A 16,689-nucleotide genomic window follows, 5' to 3' on the forward strand; every position below is an offset into this window, starting at 1 on the left:
AGCTTTAATTTTCCCTCCGCGACAACTGTCGCGCGCGTAGCCCTTTGCGTTCTTCGTGATCTTTGCGGTTCAAATCGTTACTCCTTAAACTGCACCTGGTAAAGTTTGCTATACAGGCCGCCGGCGGCCACCAGTTCGGCATGGGTTCCCCGCTCGACGATGCGGCCTTTGTCCATGACGAGAATAAGGTCGGCCCGCTGGATGGTCGACAGGCGGTGGGCGATAACAAAGGCGGTCCGCCCGACCATCAGCTTGTCCAGCGCCTCCTGAACGAGTTTTTCGCTTTCGGTATCCAGCGCCGACGTCGCCTCGTCCAGGATGAGCACCCGGGGGTCCTTGAGAATGGCCCGGGCGATCGCGATCCGCTGCCGCTGGCCGCCGGACAGTTTAGCCCCCCGCTCGCCGATCTGGGTATCATAGCCGTGTGGCATGGCGGTGATAAAGCTGTGGGCGTTGGCCGCTTTGGCCGCAGCGATGACTTCGTCCGCGGTGGCGTCCAGGCGACCGTACAGGATATTTTCATAGACCGTGCCGTTGAACAGGACGGTTTCCTGCGGCACAATGCCGATCTGCTCGCGCAGCGATTTTAAGGTAACGGTCTTAATATCCGTCCCGTCAATCGTGATATACCCCGCCGTGGGGTCATAAAACCGGGGAATAAGGTTGGCGATTGTTGTCTTGCCGGCGCCGCTCGGTCCGACAATGGCAATCATCTGGCCGGGCTTGGCTTCAAAGGAGATGTCGATCAATGCCGGCTTGCCGCCGGTATATTCAAACGTCACGTTGTGGAAAGCCACATGCCCGTTAATCGGCGGTAATTCCACGGCGCCGGGCATTTCCTTAATTTCCGGCTCGGTGTCCAGCACGTCGAAGATGCGCTGGGCGGCCGCCAGCGCCCGCTGGATGTTGGCATAGACGCGGCTGAGCCGTTTTACCGGGTTCGAGATGTTTACCACATAAATAAGAAAGGCGATCAGGGCGCCGGCCGTCAGGTCGCCGTTAATTACCTCGCGGCCGCCGTACCAGATAATGACCGTTACGCCGATGGCCGCCAGGAACTCGACTACCGGCGTCAGCATCCCTGATAGCTGGGCGGTTTTCATGTTGGCCCGGAAGTTGTGGTAGTTTTCCCGTTCAAACCGGGCAATTTCATAGTCTTCACGGACAAACGACTTGATAACCCGGATAGCCGAAATGGTCTCCTGCAGCACCGACGTGATGTCGGCGGCCCGCTCCTGGGTAATCCGGCTGGCATGCCGCAGCTTGCGGCCAAAGACGTTCATGGCCTGGGCCACCAGCGGCAAGGTGATAAAAGTCAGCAGCGACAGTTTCCAGTCGAGAACGAACATGGCGCCCATGGAGCCGATCAGCACCATCGCCTCGGTGACCAGTTCGATTACGTTCTGGACCAGGGCGTTTTGCAGCGCCGCTACGTCGTTGGTGATATAACTCATGATCGTGCCGGTCTGGTGCCGTTCAAAATAGGCCAACGACAGCCGCTGGAGGTGGCGGTACACCTTTTCGCGGATATCGTTTACCACCAGTTGGCCGATATAGGACATGAGGTAAGTTTGGCCGTAATAAAATACGCCGCGCAGGAGAAACAGGACAATGATGCCGGCGGCAATCAGGTTGAGGGTCACCATGTCTTTGGCCGCCAACACCTTGTCGATCACGTCTTTGATAATCCAGGGCACGACCAGATTGGAGCCGGCCGCCATGACCATGCAGAAGAGGGCCGCGGCCAACCGGGGCCAATAGGGCCGAACATAGTTTAACAGGCGCAAGTAAAGGGTCATTACTTTCCTCCCGTGTTGTTGGCCGCCACTTCGAGCACGACGCGGGCCACCCGCTGCACGGCGCCCGCCTCGCCGAGTTTGGCGCGCACCTCGCTCAAATCGCGCAGCGTCTGCGCCCGCCGCGCGTCGTCGGTGAGCAGGGCCAGGGCCTCGCGGGCCACGTTGTCGGGATTGGCGGCATCCTGCAAGAGCTCAGGCACCACCTGCCGCCCGGCGATAATGTTGGGCAGGCCGATATAGGGAATTTTGACCAGGAACTTCCCCAAAAAATAGGTAAGGGCCGCCACTTTATAGATAATTACCGTCGGCACGCCCATAAGCGATGTCTCCAGCGTCGCCGTGCCGGAAGCGGCGATGGCCACCTGGGCGATATTCATTAGATCATAATTGCGGTCGGTGGTGAGCTTGACTGGCAAATTGTAGTTTCCGATTATATTCTGTAACATTTCCCGGGAAATTGTCGAGGCGACGGGCAGAAAAAACTGGCAGCCCGGTACTTGGGCCGCAATTTTTTCCCCGGCCGCCAGCATGACCGGCAGCAAGTTGGCGATTTCCTGCTGGCGGCTGCCAGGCATCAGCAGGACCAGCGGCCGCCCGGGATCGGCGCCGAAATAAGCGTAGGCCTCGTCTTTGGTCAGCGACGGTTTGACCACGTCTAGCAGCGGATGGCCGACAAAGGTAACATTCGCCCCTGCCTCACGGTACACCTCGGCTTCAAAGGGAAAGATGGCCGCTACCCGCTCTACCACTTCGGCCACTTCCCTGGCCCGGCCCCGTCCCCAGGCCCAGGCCGAGGGACTAATATAAGATACGACCGGGATGCCTTTGGCCTTGGCGATTTTCGCCAGGCGCATGTTGAAGCCGGGGTAATCAATCACGACCAGGACGTCGGGGCGCTCCCGCTCCAGATAATCGGCCAGCATGTCCCGCAGTTTGAAGAGTTTGCGCAAGTTTTTCAGCACCTCGACCAAACCAATGACGCCGAGGTCGGCAATGTCGTAGATAATTTCCACTCCGGCCGCCCGCATGGCCTGACCGCCCATGCCGATTAGCTTGATGTCGGGGCAAAGCGTTTTCAGAGCGGCGGCGAGACTGGCGCCGTGCAGGTCGCCTGACGCCTCGCCGACCGACAGCATAACTTTGTACATGCCGTAAGGCCTCCTGTAAAAAGCGCTAGCGCGCTTTTTTAAGAAAACCGCAAAGGACGCAAAAAACGCAAAGGGCTACGCACGACAGTTGTCGCGCTTGAATTTTTTTATATGGAACCGCGGAGATGATCATGCCAATAAATTGGCACCACCCCTTCGCGTCACTTCGCGTACTTCGCGGTTGTATTCTTCAGGGTAGCGCACTTTGCGGTTGAATTCCCATATAACCAAAAACCTGCCGTCGCCGGGCGCGACGACAGGGCATGCTGTGCTACATGGCCACAATGGTAATATTGTGCTGGTCAGCCAAAGCGACCACCCGCTCCCGGTCGACCACCAGCGTTTTGCCGGCCTCGATGACCAGGGCGGTCGCGCCGGCCTCTATCATGGCTTCCAAAGTGCCCACGCCGACCGCGGGCACGTCAAACCGCATGTCCTGGTTGGGTTTGGCCACTTTGGCGACGGTGACGCCGCCCCGTCCCAGGGCGCCGCCGCGGCGGATGCACGCGTCGGTGCCCTCGATCGCCTCGACGGCCATGACGGCCTTGTTTTTTACCACCACGGTCTGGCCGATGTCCAGGCCGCCGATCTGGCGGGCCATGGCGTAGCCGAACTCCATGTCGGCCCGCTCCGCCGGGGTCGGCTGGCGTTTGGTGAGCGTACCGGGGGCCGGCATGAGCGACCGGATGAAAGCGGTCTGGTCGAGGACACCGATGCCCTCGGCCGCCAGTTCACGCACAAAGGCATGCATGATCGTGTCGTCACTGTTATCCTTCAGGCCCGCCAGCACCCGCCGGGCCCGCTCGTCCAGGCTCACGGCGCCGCTGAACATGAGTTCTTTGGTCACCTTGCCCAGCATGGTCACTTCTCCGACGCCTTCGGCCTTGAGGGTGCGAATAATTTTGTCCACTTCGCCGATACTGATGGTATATAACTTGTGGGCGGCCGCGGCCAGCTCGTCGTCAACGCCGCCAGTCACGGCAACGGCAATCACGCTAAAGCCCATGCCGCGGGCGGCACGGGCGAATTCAACCGGCAGTCGGCCGACACCGGCTAGAAGACCTATTGGTTTCATCATATCACCTGAAATATTCAGTATGAGGTATGAAGTATGAGGTATGAGGTTTGAGGTTTGAAACCGCCAAGTACGCGAAGTACGCGAAGGACTGTTAGCGCGGCGCTTGCCGCGCTCAAAATGGCAAATATTAAATGTTTAAGTTAGAAAGTAATGCTTTCGCGACAACTGTCGCGCATGTTTACCCTTTGCGTTCTTTGTGTTCTTAGCGGTTTTAATCTGGCAAACGGCTATTCCCCTGCTTCCCTGCGGCTGCGGCAAATGCCCCGCTCGGCGTTGCGCAGGAAACGCAGCATATGTTCAACTTCCTCACAGGCTTCCAGTTCCTGCTCCATGACGGCGATGGCCTGGGCCAGACTCAGCCCGGAGCGGTACAGGATTTTGTAGGCCTTCTTGAGGTTGCGCTTGGCCGTTTCATTAAGGCCGGCGCGGGCGATGCCCACGTTGTTAAGACCGCAGACTTTGGCCGGATGACCGTCGACGATGACAAACGGCGGCACGTCCTGCACTACTTTTGAGGCGCCGCCCACCATGGCGTTGCGGCCGATTTTTACGAACTGATGCACACCGGCCAGGCCGCCGATCACCGCCCGGTCTTCAACGATAACATGACCGGCGAGCGTCGCGGCGTTGGACATGATGACATTGTTGCCCACAATGCAGTTATGGGCCACATGGGTATAGGCCATGAGTAGGCAGTTAGAACCGATGCGGGTTTCTTCGCCTTCACCGGTAGCCCGGTTAACGGTGGCGAACTCCCGGATCTTGGTATTGTCACCGATGAATACGTAGCTCTTTTCGCCGCGGAATTTAAGATCCTGCGGTTCCAGGCCAATCGATGCGCCCGGGTAAATAATGCAGTTTTTACCGATACTCGTCCACCCGTCAATAACGGCATGGGCACCGATTTTCGTGCCGTCGCCGATCAGGACATTTTCGCCGATAACGGCATACGGTCCAATCTCCACGTCCTTACCGATGCGCGCGCCAGGGTGAATGACCGCTGTTTCGTGAATTTTGCGAATAGGTATTACAACCGTTTCCGGCTTCATCTGCATATCAACTCCTTATCCCTTAGCCTTGCTGCTAATATAATCCGACTCCTCAGTCGAAAGTTGCCGCGCCGAAATTTACCAAAATCAAAGAGAATTTGGCATACACCAGTATTATTGCTAAATTTCACACAAAACCGACTGATTATGTCCTGTTTTCGTCTATTTTTGCGTGGAAGACAAGGCAAAGAGGAATTCGCCTTCGGCCACCAGCTGGTCATCGACAAAGGCCTCGGCCCACACTTTGCCCATGGTCCCACGGACTTTAATGATTTCGGCCACCATGCGCACCTGGTCGCCGGGGACAACGGGACGGCGGAACTTCACGCGATCCATGCCGGCGAAGAATGCCAGTTTACCGCGGTATTCCTTGGGATACAGCATAGCCACCCCGCCAACCTGCGCCATTGCTTCCAAAAGCAGCACGCCGGGCATGACCGGCTGGCCAGGGAAATGACCGTTAAAAAACGCTTCGTTGACCGTCACGTTTTTGATGCCGACGGCCCGCTTCATCGGCTCCAGCTCGATGATGCGATCCACTAACAGAAATGGATAACGGTGGGGAATCACCTGTTGAATATCCGTTACAGACAACATTTTCGCTAGCGCCTCCTCATCTCATTGCCTTTTGGCATAAACACTTGCAGAAATTTGTTTGGCCAGCGCCGTGTTCAGCGCGTGACTGGACTTGACGGCGATGACATGGCCGCGCACGCAGCCGGCCAGCGCCAGGTCGCCGATGATGTCGAGGATTTTGTGGCGGACCAGCTCGTCGCTGAACCTGAGCGGGGTGAGTATTTTATCGTCATCGTAGACGACCGCGTTCTCCAGACTGCCGCCAAGGGCCAAACCCTGGGCTTTAAGGGCCTCCACTTCGTGCATGAAGCCGATCGTCCGGGCAGGCGCAATTTCCCGGACGAAAACTTCCGGCGTAATTTCGTAGTCGCCGAACTGGATGCCGATAAGGGGGTGCGGGTTGACCGAAGTAAACGTGATCCGTAGCCCGTCATAGGGCAGAATGGTGATAAATTTATCCTGAGCGCGCACCGCCAGCGCCTCCGTTACCGCCAGGGTCCGGCGCGGCGCGTCCTGCCGGCTGATGCCCGCCTCTTCGATTAAGCGGACAAACGGCAGGGCGCTGCCGTCGGCTACCGGCGGCTCGACCGCCGTGATTTCCACCAAGCAGTTATCCACGCCCATCGCCGCAAAGGCGGCCAGTAAATGCTCGACGGTAAAGACCTTGGCCGGACCGTCTTCCAGCGTAGTGGCACGCAGGGTGTTCGTCACATTGCCCGCCCGGGCGGCCACCTGCGGCGCGCCGGGGAGGTCGGTGCGGGCGAACACGATGCCCGTGTCGACAGGGGCCGGACGCAAGGTAATGGTTACATCCTGGCCCGAATGAAGGCCAATGCCGGTATATGATACCGCTTTGGCGACGGTTGCTTGCTGCACGAAAAAGTCCTCCTAAACCGCTAACTCAGATACATTCTATAAAATTATTTTAGCTTCTGCAAGTATATGCGTCTTTTTTTTTGTCAGGCAATGTGCTTGCCGGCCAGCTTTTGGGCGCTGGTATGCAGCTGGTATTCGATAAGTTCCTTGTACTGCTGGCCGATACGGGACACTGGCTTAACGAAAACTTGGTCCGGGGGACCTTCCTCCACGATCCGGCCTTTGTCCATAAGGACGATGCGGTCGGCCACATGCAGGGCGAAGGAGAGTTCGTGGGTCACGACCAACATGGTACTGGCGCGGTAGCGCGCCAGCTCCTCCATGACGACCAGTACTTCCCGCACTAAGATTGGGTCAAGCGATGCCGTCGGTTCGTCCCACAGCATGAGCTCCGGCTCATAGGCCAGCGCCCGGGCGATACCCACCCGCTGCTGCTGGCCGCCGGACATTTCGCCCGGCTTATGGTGCTGATGGGTTTCCAGACCGACTTTGCGCAGCGCTTCCCGCGCTTTTTCTTGGGCCAGTTCGCGCGGCACGCCGCTCATCACCAGGCCCAGCATGACGTTTTCCAGTGCCGTCAGTCGGCCGATAAGATTGAACTGCTGGAAGACGAACCCGATGCGTTTGCGCACGGCGCGCAGCTCATCAATGGGCAGCGCGGTAATGTCAATGCCGCCGAAGTAGATCGAACCCCGGTCGGGCTCAACCAGGCGGTTGATGGTGCGGATGGTTGTTGACTTGCCGCAGCCCGACGGCCCCATGAGCACGACCGTTTCGCCTTTGTTGACCTCGAGGCTGAGATCGTTGACGGCAATCAAGCTGCCGAACTGTTTATACAAGTTTTGAATGACCAGCATGTCGGTTACCTCCTTTCTACCCAGGGAAATTACAGAACCGCAAAGGACGCTAAGGACGCTAAGGGTTATGCCGCGACAGTTATCGCGGCTGGTTAACAAAATGACTATTTTCATGCCTTGTGGTGCCAATTTACTGGCATGAGCATCTAATGAAAAGCGTAAAACCACAAAGGGCGCAAAGAACGCAAAGGGCATGGTTTGTGGTGTCAAATTTTTGGAGTGGTTATCTTTAGCGTTTGCTTATTTAAATTTTAGCTGTCGGCGGTTAAGTTTCTGCATAAGGCCCGGCCGGCCGCTCGGAATAACGATTTCCCGCATGATTTCGTCAAACGACAGGCCAAGGGCTTCGCCGGCCATCACTTCTTCCGCGCTAATGGGACTGATTTTTTCCGCATTGTTGGCCACAATCAGGCCGAGCAAGGCACCCAGCACCGGCACGCCGATCCAGGGCAGGTACGGGATGCCGCCGCCGGCCAGGACAAATATCGCTGTCAGCAGCACTGCCCCCACGGCCATGCCGTACCGCCGTTCCGGCGCGGTGAAGGTGAGCGTAAAGCGGCGCACTACTCTTCGCCAGCCGGTCACTTCCACCTTGGTTGCCAAACGCTTGCGGCGGATGGCGGTCATAATGGCAGTGTGGTCCAGCACCAAAAACAGGATGGTCGCGATGATGGCGGCCATGCCGGCCAGCACGGCCTTCACCTGCTGCATAATCATCATCACTTCGCCGCGGGGGTTAGGTTCAATAACGCCTAAGGCGGACGAATAGAGCGAAACATTGCTGTGCCCCACTGCTTTGTGAACAATGGGAGTTACCGCGTCGACACCGATGTTGGCGGTCGTCAGGATTTGGATCCGCTGGCCGGGAATAACCTGGCCGGCAATGAACTTATCCAACAGCTTGACGGAGTGGCTGATATCCTCGTCTTTGAGGTTGGGCGCCGCTTGCGCCAGATACTGGAGCTGGGCGGTGATGAGCGGTACGTTGAGCTGCTGCACCTGGGCCAGCCGGTTATTGGCATCGGTCAGGCTTTGCCGCGCCCCGTTTACGTCAAAAGCGCGCAGCGCCGTCACCGTGGTTTGGCCGTTGGCTACGATGCTGTCAACCGCTGTTTTGGCCCGGCGGGCATCAGCCGCCACGTTGTCCAGGGCGCTCAGCGTGGCCCGCAGATTGTCCAGGTTCCGCTGGGCGGCAACAAGGCTGCTGGTGGATGCTGCGGCATCGGCGTCGACCAGCCGGAATACCTGCATGGTGTTCACGAGGCTGCCGAGGGCTCGCGACGAGCTCTCGAGCTGGAACTGAATACTGCTGGTATCGAGGCTTGCCAGGCCGCTTGTCGCCGCCTGAATGGCCGCTCCGGCCGTCTGGAGGCTGCTGAGCGTCTGTTCGATGGCCGTCAGGCTGCCGTTATAGTTATTGAGCGCCGTGAGGGCGATGTTGCTCATGTTCTGCGTGTCGCGGGCAAAACCGGGGATTTGTCCCACCACTTTGGTGGTTTCCGTCAGGGCGCCCGCCAGTTCCTGGCGGGGGCTCCGCCAGATAGCCGTGCCGGCCGGCGGGCCGACTACCCCGGTTTCCACCTTATAACCTTGGTTACGGGTAAGCTGGGCAGCGTCACCCTGGGTCACTACCCCTTCCGCCACGCCATCGGCACGGACGGCGGTGATTTCCACCAGGACGTTGCCGCGCTCCGGCGCCTTACCGGGCGCGGGGGGATTTGCCGCGGCGCCCTGAAAGGCAAGGACATCGCCCCTGGTCAGCTTGACACCGCCGGCCGGCGTAATCGTCACTTGGGAAGCGTAGGCGCTTAAAAACCGCTTGAGCTCCATCATGGTGCTGACCAGGTAGGTCATGTCGTCATTCTTGCCATCTACCGACACGTTTTGCGCATATTGGACCTTCAACTGTTCCTGCATGTCCTTGGCAATGGTTTCCCCGAGACGGATGGGGTTAGCGGGTTCGCTGCCCACCGGAAAGGCGACCTCAATGACCTGATACTGGTTCAGGACATTTTTTATTTCATTGGTGACCGGCGTAACTTTGTCCAGCGAGGTCAAAATCACGCCAATGGAGCCGCCGTCCCGGAAGACGAACCGGACACCGTCCATCGCCCCGATGCGGTCGATCAGCATATTTTTGGCGCCGTCCGGCACCCCGCGCAAAGTGATGCGCGGCTCGGTCATGACACTAATGCCGCCACCCCCGGGGATGCTGCCGAAAATTTTCCCCAAATCTTCGTATATTTGTTTGGTCTTATATTCATCGGGCAGCGCAATCAGGAAGTTAGTCTTGCCGGCCAGGGTGGGCCCTTCCTTCATTTTGGCGCCGGGCAAGGCGTCACTGATAATCTTTTGGATTTGCGCCGCCGCCTCCTCTTTCATCTCTTCGCGGACGTTCACGACCACGTCATATTCGCCGTAGTCACCGACCAGATTGGACAATGTTTTCGCAAAATAGGAGTTGGCCGCATAGGCCAGCGAATTGGCCAGCAGCGAGCCGATGACAATACTCACGACAAGCAAAATCAGCACGTCACGGTTAAAAGTGTCGCCAATATTCCGTTTGATAAAGTACTTGCATTTTGCCAGAATAGTTGACATAACTATTTCACCTCTTTTCACTCACCGATTATACCACATATATCAAAAATTTGTCCAGAAGTATATATGTTTTAAGGCGTTTTGTATATACTTGGAGGGTAAACGGAAAGTGGAAAGTGGGGAAGAGGAAAATAATAGGCGGTAAGTGGAGAGGAGATGGTGGGAAACGGCAGGCGGAAGGAAAGCGGCAGGAGAAAATAGGCATAATAAAAAAGTGTAGGTTGTTGTTAGCAACCTACACTTACACTCGCGATATTAAGCACGTAAATCATGGCAGAATGGCCTTATTGGGCTAACTTTCAATGGGTCAGCATTTTTTCTTTTCTCAACAACCGCCACTTTTAGCGGAAAGCTGCTGACTATACTTAGCGTACTGCATTTCCAGCAACGCATAGTCACAACAGCGTTTACTTAATACCGGTACTTTCTTCTGTACTATCAAATGATAAAGCGTCTGTGCTTTTTTCTTGATCCGCGCGGCATCTTTTCTGATCTGGCGCATTTGGTTTTGCAATAAAACGCGATACTTTTCATCAGGTTCTTGATTAATGTCTATCGCAATAATAGCTGCATCTGGCACGGGAACCATGTTATTAAGATTGATAACACCAAGCTTTCCTCCATCAATTTTATAAATATCGGCAGCCTGACTGCTAATTTTAGCATGTTTAGGTTTTGGCGACTACAATGGAGCATAGTATTTTTGACCGTTGACTTCCAGCAAAATTCCCACAAACATGCGTGTACCAGAATCGTTGTAACTAACTCTGCTATCAAACTGGCGCAGATAGTTTAAATATGCGATGTCAATCCGGCACATCAGTATCTCACTCATTTATTTTCCCTCGCAAGAGAAATGAGGTAGCGATTGCTACCTCATCAGCTTTTTTCATCCTCGGTTTAGGGGCGAGGTTTCCCCGCTTTTTTCATCCTCGGTTAGGGGCGAGGTTTCCCCACTTTTTTCATTTTATCATCTTTTTATATTATACTCTAAACACGGTCATTTGACAACACCACTGTATTGCAGAAAGCCAACTTTGACAATTTTTTGCTACAGGTTTGCCACAGGGACGGTTGGCTTTAACTTATTTCGTGAAGCTGATGCCGATGTAGGGGTCGTGGTTGCGCCAGCCGGCGTCGATTTTGAGACCGGGCACGATGGACAGGCGGGCGCCGTAGTTCATGTCCTTGCCGTCATATTCGGCAATCAGCGTCGTCGCCGGGAAAGTGCTGTTGCCGGTGACGATGCTGACCGGATTTATCGTTTTTTCCAGACCGGCAAAGAAGCCGTCATAGCGGCCGTCGCCTACGCCGGCGTGAACGCGGAAGCCAAAGGGCAGCGCCTTGCTGGCGACGATATAGCCGGTGCGCTCGCGCTCATCGTTGATGTCTTCCAGGCCGATGGCGATGCCGGGCGAAAGCACCGTTTCCGGTACCAGGCTGAGTTTAGCGTTGAGGAAAGTGTCGTCGGCCTTGCTGTCATAGCGGAAGCCGGCTACGCCTATTTCCAGGTTTTTGGCCAGATTCATATTGAAGACGCCGACACCGCCGTCTTCCAAATTGTAGTAGCCCAGGCTGAACTGGCCGGAATGCAGCGTGTCAGCGCTCGGTGTGTTGATGAGGCCGGTCGAGCCGTTGACCGACGGCGCGGCGGCGGCGCTGGCCGTGCCAACCAGTAATGCGCAAACTGCGGCAAGCAAAGTCTTTTTCATAAGTAGCCTCCTCTGTCCAAATTTCATGACAAATACGTTTTGAACCGCAAAGATAATCATGCCAATAAATTGGCACCACAAAGCATGAAAAGTAAGTTTATGAACTAATCTCGCGCGACAACTGTCGCGCGCGTAGCCCTTTGCGTTCTTCGCGGCCTTTGCGGTTTTACGCTTTTCAGGGTAGGACGCAAAGTTACGCAAAGAATTTTCTCGGCGCAACCTATGTCGCGCCCGGTATACCCTTTGCGGCCTTCGTGTACTTTGTGGTTTTGTTAAAAAGGCGCATGTGCGCTTTTTATCTATGACATTTTTCTACATCGTTAGATTTATTTCTACATCAGGCGACGGAAACCCTGCCTGGGCGGTTTAAAAATCTTGAACGTGCTATTGTTCTTTTTCTTTTCCCTCTAACACGGCTAACCGCCGTTCGAGGTCGCGCACCTTTTTTATGAGGTCAGGGACTTTTTGGATTGCCGCCTCGCCGCGCAGCCACTCCTTATGGGGCCGGGCCGGGAAACCGGCGTAGAACGAGCCGGCCGGCACGTCGCTGATAACCGCGGTGCGGGCGGCGAACACACAGTTGTCGCCGATGGTCAGGTGGCCGGCACTACCGGACTGGCCGGCAAAGGTAACGTTGTTCCCCACTTTGGCGCTGCCGGCGATGCCGGTCTGAGCGACCAGAAAGCAGTTTTCGCCAATAACCACATTATGGGCAAGATGGACCAGGTTATCGATTTTGGTTCCGGCCCGGACGATGGTGCTGCCGGTGGTGGCCCGGTCAATGGCCACATTGGCCCCGATTTCCACATCATCTTCAATGATCACGTTGCCAATCTGCGGCACCTTTTTATGCCGGCCGCCGATGGTGACAAAACCGAAACCGTCGCTGCCGATAACCGCGCCGCTGTGGATAATTACCCGGCTGCCGATGCGGCAGTGCTCACGAATGGTTACATTGGGATAAATCAGAGTATCGGCGCCAATCTGCGTGCCGGCGCCGATATAGGTATGGGGATAAATTACCGTATTGTCACCGATAGCGGCGCCGTCGTCAATGACCACATAGGCCATGATGGCCACATTCTCGCCCAGACGGACGCCCTGGCCAACCATGGCCATCGGGTGGATGCCCCGCTGCACTGCCGGGGCCGGTGTAAACAGTTCCAAAAGCTGGGCGAATGCCGCCCGGGGATTATCCACCCGGATGGCAGGTTTGGGAAAACGGTCGACTGTCGCCGGAATGACGACAGCGGCGGCGCCAGAGTTCGCCGCTTTCTCCAGGTGGGGCGGCACGGCAAAAGTAATATCGTTCGGCCCGGCATCGTCGATGCTGGTGACGCCGGTAACCGCCACCGCGCCGTCGCCCAGCACTTCGCCCCGTAAGAGTTCAGCCAGTTCGGCCAACGTCTTTTTCAAGCGAAACACTCCTATCAACGGTGATTGTCCACGCACGGGCTAGTTAGCCGCACGCCTATAATGTACAGGGAGGCTGCCGCACGGGCAGTCTCCCCCGGTAATACACCTTTACTGCATTTTCTTGATCACGTCGTCGGTAATGTCGGTACCGCCTTGGGCTACCCCGTTTTTATACAGGACGATACCGAGCTTTTTCTCTTTTGCGACCTGGTCCAGCGCTTGCTTGATGCTGGCATCGATCTGGCTCTCGAGGTCCTGCTTGGTCTTGAGGAATTCGCCATAGGCCGCCTCCTGGCGCTTTTGGAATTCCTCCTGGCTCAATTTAGGCTTGTCCTTCTCCAGCTGGTCGGTAAGTTCCTTCCCCTTGGCGTTGAGCTGTTCCTGAAACTGTTTGACTTTCGGGCTCTCGGCCATGACTTTGTTGACGTCCAATACGCCAACACCCTGCTGGCCAACGCCGGCGCAGCCGCCGAGAAGTAAGGCGGCGGCAAAAACGAGCACGACCGCCAGGGCCAATTTGCGTTTACTGTTCATTCCCGTGGCCTCCATTCTTTACTCAGCAAGTTAACAATCCTTACTGGATATTATACGCCGGTCGGTTATTTCTTAAACTCGGCAATGACGGCGTCAGTTATATCGACAGCCGATATATTGACCTTATAGGTGGCAAGGACGGCGGTCAGACCGCGTTCGCCCGCCGCTTTGGCCGCCTTGTCGGCAATATCCTTCTGGATAAAGTCCTGGAGAACCTTGATCTCCGCCCGTTTGAGCGCCGCTTGCTGCTCAGCGGGCGTGCGCGCTTGACCGGCGGCCGGAGCCGGCGTTTGCCCGCCTGGCAGCCGTTCGGTCATTTCCAGCTTCTTGGCCGCTGCCTGCTGGGCAAATGCTGCGTTTAGCTGCTGCGCGTAGGCGGCCAGTTCCTGTTCGGCGGCTTTTTGCGCAGGCGCCAGGCGCTGCTCGAGCTCGGCGGCCAGCTCACGCTCCTTAGCCGCGATTTTGGCGGCCCGCTCGCGCTGCAGATTGTCATGCTGCTTCTGCAGGGCCTCCATTTCGTCTTTGGTCAGCTGCACCGTCTTGAGTTTAAGCTGCAGGCTGAAAATCTGCGGGTGGTACTCCTTGTCCACCTCCTGCGTATAAGCAGCGAGTTGACGGTGGAGTTCTTCCCGCACTTCGGCCGCTTTGGCATCCAGGCGCGCCTTAATTTCGGCCTGCTTGGCCGCGACACGCGCGTCAAATTCCCGGGCCAGCGCTTCGTCCACACCGGCGGCACCGTCCGGCAAAGCCGGCCGGGCTGGCGGCGGGGCGGCCTGCTTCTTTTCGGCTTCGGCCTGGGCCAGCAGCGTGTTAAGCTCCTGCTGCCGGCGCTCCAGCTCGGCGTATTTCGGGTGAGCCTTTACCGCCTTTTGTACATCGAGAATGCCCACTTGGGGTTTGGGGGGAGCGTTGGTGTCGGACGCCGACCGAAAGCAGCCGGCACTGAAGGCAGCGATGAGGAGAAAAACGAGGAGAATAAGCGTCCTGCGTCTGGTCACACCAAACACCCTCTTTCCAATCGGCTAAATAACAGCCGAGCCAGCATACAGGCTCGGCCGTTTACTGCATATGACGTTTATGAAGCGGATTTAACCGCTTTTTACTTATCCTTTACCCTATTTTGCTATTTTGCTGCGCCGATTTTCTTCATAACTTCGTCGGTGATGTCTTGGCCGCCATAGATAACCTGGCTTTTGTCCAGGACCACGACCAAGCCCTTGGCATCAGCGACAGCCTTGATGGCGGCGTTTACTTTGTCAAACACGGGACCGACCAGCTCCTGCTGCTTGAGACTTAGCCGCTGCTGGAGCTGCAGGTAGTAGTCCTGTTTTTCCTTGTCATTCATCGTGGCCGCTTTGCTCTCAAAATCTTTCCTGGCCTGGTCAACTTCTGCCTGCATGGCTTCCTGGGCTTTGGCCATGTCGGGGTGCTGGGAAACAAGCAGCTGGTGGTTGACAACGCCAATGTTTGAGGAACCGCCGGCGGCAGCGGCCATGCCGGTAGTAGTCTGCGTCACCGCCACGGCGGCAACGCCAAGGAGAAACACCAGCGCTACGGCTAAGGCTACGAATTTTACCTGTTTTTTGTCCTTGAACACTTATACCCCTTCTTTCTCGCCTATCGGCACAGTTTTTGTCCCTCTTCATTATAACAGGGCAGGCCGGCTTATTCAATCACTTCCAGTCGACTGGAAACTACAAATTGCCCACCAGCCGGAGCCATTGTTCATCATTGGCGAGGACATATTCGGCGCCCAAAAACTCATGGATCCGGTAGCGAAGGCCCACCTCATTATAGCCGGTCGCCGGCGTGCGCTCCAGGCGCAGCAGCCAGTCCGGCCTGACCTGCTGCTGCAGCCAGAGGACATTCCGGTGCTCGGAGAGGTTGTATTTAAGCCCGACGGTGGTAGCAGCGCCGATTTGATAGCCCCATCCTGGTAAAAACTGCCAAGTGACCGTGCCGGGCAGGAAATCGACTTCCATAAATGCTTCGTGGCCACCGCCGAGACGTTTCCCGGCATGGAGGCGCAGCGAGGCCGTGTCCTCGCCTGTGCGGCCGACGTCCAGGTAACCTTCCAGCGTCACCTTGTACTTGGTCGTGTTGGCCGTCAGCACGACATCGGTGACCGCCGCCGGCGAAATAACCGGCTGAAAGGTGAGGCCGTAGCGCCGGGCAACAGGGTGGCTGGCCGCAGCCGCCGTCACCTTACCGGCAAAATAGTCGCGATGCCGCTCGACAAACGCCACCGGCAGTCCGCGCATGACCCTGGCCGCATCAAGCACGGCCGGGCGGGCGGCCAGCAGCAGGAAATTGGGCAGCATCTCAGACTTGAGGTTGACGGTGACGTCCTGAACGGTTGGCCCCTGCGGCGCCAGCGCCAGCTTGACAACGGTACGCGGCCCGGGCTGAATATCCAGGGCGGCGCCAAACTCGGGCAGCCGGGCGGCGAGTTCATCCCGCACGACCGTCTTGGTAATACCGGCCGCCCACTCGACGGCATCGATGGGCAAACCGACGAGGACGCTCTGGACGGTTTCCTCCAGGTTGCCGGCATCGGCCCTGAGCAAGGGAACTACTTCCGGCGAAATGCCGGCCAAGTCCAATTCCAGGATAGCCTCGCGAACCACATCGCCCCACGGCGTAACCGTGACGGCGATATGGGCCGTGCTGCCAGGCGTAATGTCCACCCGCTCAACCGTATAGCCTACCAGCACCCGGTCGAAAATTTCCTTTATGAGGTTGGCATAGCCGTCAAGCCTGGCGGTGACATCGCTGACCTTGCGGCCGACGAGCAGGTTTTGGCCAATGACCTGCACGCTGGCCTCCATCCGCCTGGCCGCTTTCGCCGGCGGCGCGGCCGGTGACAGGACGGTGACGGTAATGGCGTCTACCGTCGGCTCCGCGGCCCCGACCGGCGCGGGCACCGCGCCAAAGGCCAGCAAAATAACGAGCGTGCCGATGAAAAACCTTCTGACAAAAATGGCCGTCAACCTCCCTTAGCGCACCTTAGCGCAAGAGTCAGGCCAGCCGGCCTGACTCTTGC

The 16,689-nt window shown here is 57.1% G+C and carries 14 protein-coding genes and 1 pseudogene; all 15 read right to left on the minus strand.

All coding sequences use genetic code 11. The features are described from left to right. Positions 1 to 77: 77 nt before the first annotated feature. Positions 78 to 1,799, minus strand: coding sequence for a lipid A export permease/ATP-binding protein MsbA (gene msbA, locus BLQ99_RS00005; protein ID WP_093686880.1), 1,722 nt, complete (start codon positions 1,797 to 1,799; stop codon positions 78 to 80). Then, entirely contained in the window at positions 1,799 to 2,947 is a 1,149-nt protein-coding gene (gene lpxB, locus BLQ99_RS00010) for a lipid-A-disaccharide synthase (RefSeq protein WP_093686882.1), read from the minus strand. Before lpxB ends, msbA begins: the two co-directional genes overlap by 1 nt. Positions 2,948 to 3,218: 271 nt before the next feature. After that, the gene (locus BLQ99_RS00015; RefSeq protein ID WP_093686884.1) at positions 3,219 to 4,022 is read right to left on the minus strand and encodes an LpxI family protein; all 804 of its coding nucleotides are present in this window, start codon (positions 4,020 to 4,022) and stop codon (positions 3,219 to 3,221) included. A gap of 230 nt (positions 4,023 to 4,252) precedes the next feature. After that, the gene (gene lpxA, locus BLQ99_RS00020; RefSeq protein ID WP_093686885.1) at positions 4,253 to 5,074 is read right to left on the minus strand and encodes an acyl-ACP--UDP-N-acetylglucosamine O-acyltransferase; all 822 of its coding nucleotides are present in this window, start codon (positions 5,072 to 5,074) and stop codon (positions 4,253 to 4,255) included. A gap of 162 nt (positions 5,075 to 5,236) precedes the next feature. Beyond that, positions 5,237 to 5,671 (minus strand): 3-hydroxyacyl-ACP dehydratase FabZ, encoded by a 435-nt coding sequence (fabZ, locus tag BLQ99_RS00025; RefSeq protein ID WP_093686886.1) that lies wholly within the window; start codon positions 5,669 to 5,671, stop codon positions 5,237 to 5,239. Positions 5,672 to 5,692: 21 nt separating this feature from the next. After that, on the minus strand, positions 5,693 to 6,526 hold the full coding sequence (lpxC, locus tag BLQ99_RS00030; protein ID WP_093686888.1) for a UDP-3-O-acyl-N-acetylglucosamine deacetylase: 834 nt from the start codon (positions 6,524 to 6,526) through the stop codon (positions 5,693 to 5,695). Positions 6,527 to 6,609: 83 nt separating this feature from the next. Further along, entirely contained in the window at positions 6,610 to 7,383 is a 774-nt protein-coding gene (locus BLQ99_RS00035) for an amino acid ABC transporter ATP-binding protein (RefSeq protein WP_093686890.1), read from the minus strand. A gap of 240 nt (positions 7,384 to 7,623) precedes the next feature. Continuing rightward, positions 7,624 to 9,984 (minus strand): ABC transporter permease family protein, encoded by a 2,361-nt coding sequence (locus tag BLQ99_RS00040; protein ID WP_093686892.1) that lies wholly within the window; start codon positions 9,982 to 9,984, stop codon positions 7,624 to 7,626. Positions 9,985 to 10,309: 325 nt separating this feature from the next. Continuing rightward, a pseudogene (locus BLQ99_RS00050) lies at positions 10,310 to 10,819 on the minus strand (type III toxin-antitoxin system ToxN/AbiQ family toxin). A 250-nt stretch (positions 10,820 to 11,069) separates the two neighbouring features. Next, positions 11,070 to 11,696 carry a YjbH domain-containing protein gene (locus BLQ99_RS00060; protein ID WP_093686900.1) on the minus strand — a complete coding sequence of 209 codons (627 nt, stop codon included), beginning with the start codon at positions 11,694 to 11,696 and terminating at the stop codon, positions 11,070 to 11,072. Between the two features lie 384 nt (positions 11,697 to 12,080). After that, a complete protein-coding gene (gene lpxD / locus BLQ99_RS00065; protein WP_093686902.1) occupies positions 12,081 to 13,112 on the minus strand; it encodes a UDP-3-O-(3-hydroxymyristoyl)glucosamine N-acyltransferase in 1,032 nt (343 codons plus the stop codon). 108 nt (positions 13,113 to 13,220) lie between these two features. Continuing rightward, complete coding sequence (locus BLQ99_RS00070) at positions 13,221 to 13,646, minus strand: OmpH/Skp family outer membrane protein (RefSeq protein ID WP_093686904.1); 426 nt, start codon at positions 13,644 to 13,646, stop codon at positions 13,221 to 13,223. Positions 13,647 to 13,711: 65 nt separating this feature from the next. Further along, on the minus strand, positions 13,712 to 14,644 hold the full coding sequence (locus BLQ99_RS00075) for a coiled-coil domain-containing protein (protein ID WP_093686906.1): 933 nt from the start codon (positions 14,642 to 14,644) through the stop codon (positions 13,712 to 13,714). 125 nt (positions 14,645 to 14,769) lie between these two features. Then, positions 14,770 to 15,243: an OmpH/Skp family outer membrane protein gene (locus tag BLQ99_RS00080; RefSeq protein ID WP_093686908.1), complete on the minus strand. Its 474-nt coding sequence runs from the start codon at positions 15,241 to 15,243 to the stop codon at positions 14,770 to 14,772. A 97-nt stretch (positions 15,244 to 15,340) separates the two neighbouring features. Next, complete coding sequence (locus BLQ99_RS00085; protein ID WP_245690194.1) at positions 15,341 to 16,636, minus strand: hypothetical protein; 1,296 nt, start codon at positions 16,634 to 16,636, stop codon at positions 15,341 to 15,343. Between the last annotated feature and the right edge of the window lie 53 nt (positions 16,637 to 16,689).

The organism is Sporolituus thermophilus DSM 23256, assembly GCF_900102435.1.
Taxonomy (GTDB): Bacteria; Bacillota; Negativicutes; order Sporomusales; family Thermosinaceae; genus Thermosinus; species Thermosinus thermophilus.